3 protein-coding genes are annotated in these 2325 nt (G+C 62.1%); all 3 read right to left on the bottom strand.

Annotation, left to right across the window (positions count from 1 at the left end; genetic code table 11):
- Nucleotides 1-248: 248 nt before the first annotated feature.
- The gene (locus A3754_RS17790; protein ID WP_063520774.1) at nucleotides 249-1250 is read right to left on the bottom strand and encodes a bile acid:sodium symporter family protein; all 1002 of its coding nucleotides are present in this window, start codon (nucleotides 1248-1250) and stop codon (nucleotides 249-251) included.
- Complete coding sequence (locus A3754_RS17785; protein WP_063520773.1) at nucleotides 1250-1924, bottom strand: FadR/GntR family transcriptional regulator; 675 nt, start codon at nucleotides 1922-1924, stop codon at nucleotides 1250-1252. Before A3754_RS17785 ends, A3754_RS17790 begins: the two co-directional genes overlap by 1 nt.
- Nucleotides 1925-2002: 78 nt before the next feature.
- On the bottom strand, nucleotides 2003-2325 hold a 323-nt coding region (locus tag A3754_RS17780), incomplete at its 5' end, for a DUF2254 family protein (protein ID WP_156497058.1).

Raw genomic sequence — 2325 nt, 5'->3', positions numbered from 1 at the left:
TAGCCATCTCTCCACTTCTCCTTGTTCGTGCAGCCTCATCCGGTCAACGAAGGGCTCGGATACCGTTCAAGTTTTGAGAGAAATGCTGGCGGGACCTATCTACATCACAGGCTCAGGGCCTCAGGTCGAATACGGGTTGCCCGCCAGCAGTGGCGGAAGGGTAGCAAATCCTTCCGCCGGAGAGACACAAGGTCGTATTTACCCAAGGGCACAGAGAGGCCGAAGGCCGTAATCCGACAAACCCATGCTCAGGATACCCCACCAAGGCTCTCAGGCTGCGCCTCAACCTTGCGCCGGTAATACCCGGCCAGGAACGCCCCGCAAAGAATCTGGATCTGGTTGTAGCACATGATCGGCAGCACGATCATGCCGAAACCGGGATTGGCCACGAACAGTACCTTGGCCATGGGCAAGCCGGACGCCAGGCTTTTCTTCGAACCACAAAACACCGCCGCGATTTCATCCGCCAGGCTCAAGCCCAAACGCCGCGCCAGCAGCATGGACAAGCCGATCACCAGTGCCAGCAACAACAGGCACAAGCCCACCGCCAGCAACAACGACGCCACCGGCAACTGCTGCCACAACCCCTCGTTCACTGATTCTGAAAAGGCCACATACACGATCAACATAATCACGCCCTGATCGTAACGGCCAACAAAGCCGGGCCAGCGCGACAACAGCCCCACCAGCTTCGGGCGCAGTAACTGCCCCAGGGCAAACGGCAGCAACAACTGCAACACAATGCCTTTCAGCGCCCCGGTCACATCAAAGGCACCATCACCACTGGCGGACACCATCAGCATCAACAGGAAGGGGGTGAGCATCATGCCGAACACATTGGAGGCGGCAGCACTGCACACCGCAGCGGGCACATTGCCCCGCGCCATGGCGGTAAACGCAATGGACGACGATACTGCGGACGGCAACACTCCCAAATACAGAAACCCCAACGCCAGCTCTGGCGGGATCCATTGCGGCGCCAGCAACGACACCGGCAAAACCGCCAGTGGGAAGACCACGAAGGTCAGCGAAGAAATAAACAAATGCAGCCGCCAATGCATGGCCCCGGCCAGCACCTGTTTACGGGACAACGCAGCCCCGTGCACAAAGAACAGCACCGCCACCGCCAGCGTGGACAGCTGCGACAACCCCTCCGCCAAACCACCACTAGCCGGCCACACCGTGGCAGCGACGATCACCATCAACAATAGCAGCGTGAAACCATCCAGCCGGCGCAGCAGGCCCATCATCAGGGCGCCTGCAACGCCGCCAGCGCAGGCGCCAGCATGGCCCGAACCTGACGCTCGGCGGCATCCGCATCGCCCCGCTCCAGAGCCGCCAGCAGGGTTTCATGGTCTTGCTGGCCGGGCTCCGGCAGGGAGTCATCGTATTCCGTGCGCGCAATGGTGCGAGACACCGCTTCACTGAAATAACGGTACAGTTCCGCCAGCGCGCGATTGTGGGCCGCCGCAATCATCGCCTGGTGAAAATCACGGTCATGCTGAATGCGCAGGGGCAGGTTCTGCCCCGCCGCGCCGCGAGTTGCCAGCGCCATACGCATGGCGTCCAGATCCGCACCATCACGGCGCTGGGCCGCCAGCCGGGCGGCTTCTGCCTCCAGCGCCACCCGCATTTCCAGTTGGTCGCGCAGGGTGCTGCGCTCCACCCGCCGTAATGCTTCGGCGGGGTCCAGCCGGGCACGCACATAGGTGCCGTCGCCCTGCCGGGTTTCCAGCAGCCCCGCATGGACCAGTACCCGCACGGCTTCACGCACCGTGTTGCGGCCCACACCGAATTGCTCGCTAAGCCGGGGCTCGGTGGGGATACGTTCACCCACCGGCCATTCACCGCGCGCCACGGCGCTGCGCAACTCAGCCACGGCGCTGTCCACCAGAGAAAGACGGGGTAATTTTGCTTTATTCATATGGTCATCCTATGAATTTAAGGAAATCATCCCATGAATATGGCGCGCACTCAAGCCGACCTATTGAGCCCGCCCCTTTCACATCTTCAGGGTCAGCCGGTCCTCCCGCGACAGGCTCTCACGCACCTGCATAGCCCAGTGGCGTCGCTGCTGCTGTATCGGCCCCAGCCGCTCTGCCGGCACGGTACGTTCCAGCATCGCCAGCGAACTCCCCAGCGTGGCCAGCACCGCAAGATTGCCCCGGGCATTGCGGGCGATCTGCGCAAATGCGGCGTCCACATAGTCGGCAAAGTCTCGCTGCTGGCATTGCAGCCGCAGCTGCCCGTTCACTCGCCGAAACGGTTCCGGCATATGTCGCCCGGACAGGTCGGCAATCACCGCGCCCAGATACAGCACACACT

It is taken from the genome of Alcanivorax sp. HI0083 (assembly GCF_001635175.1).
This window is presented reverse-complemented; position numbering and strand designations above follow the sequence as displayed.

What these genes read in the sequence shown, in the direction of transcription:
- A3754_RS17790 (WP_063520774.1), bottom strand. Translation starts at nt 1,250, where the DNA reads ATGATGGGCCTGCTGCGCCGGCTGGATGGTTTCACGCTGCTATTGTTG.
- A3754_RS17785 (WP_063520773.1), bottom strand. Translation starts at nt 1,924, where the DNA reads ATGAATAAAGCAAAATTACCCCGTCTTTCTCTGGTGGACAGCGCCGTG.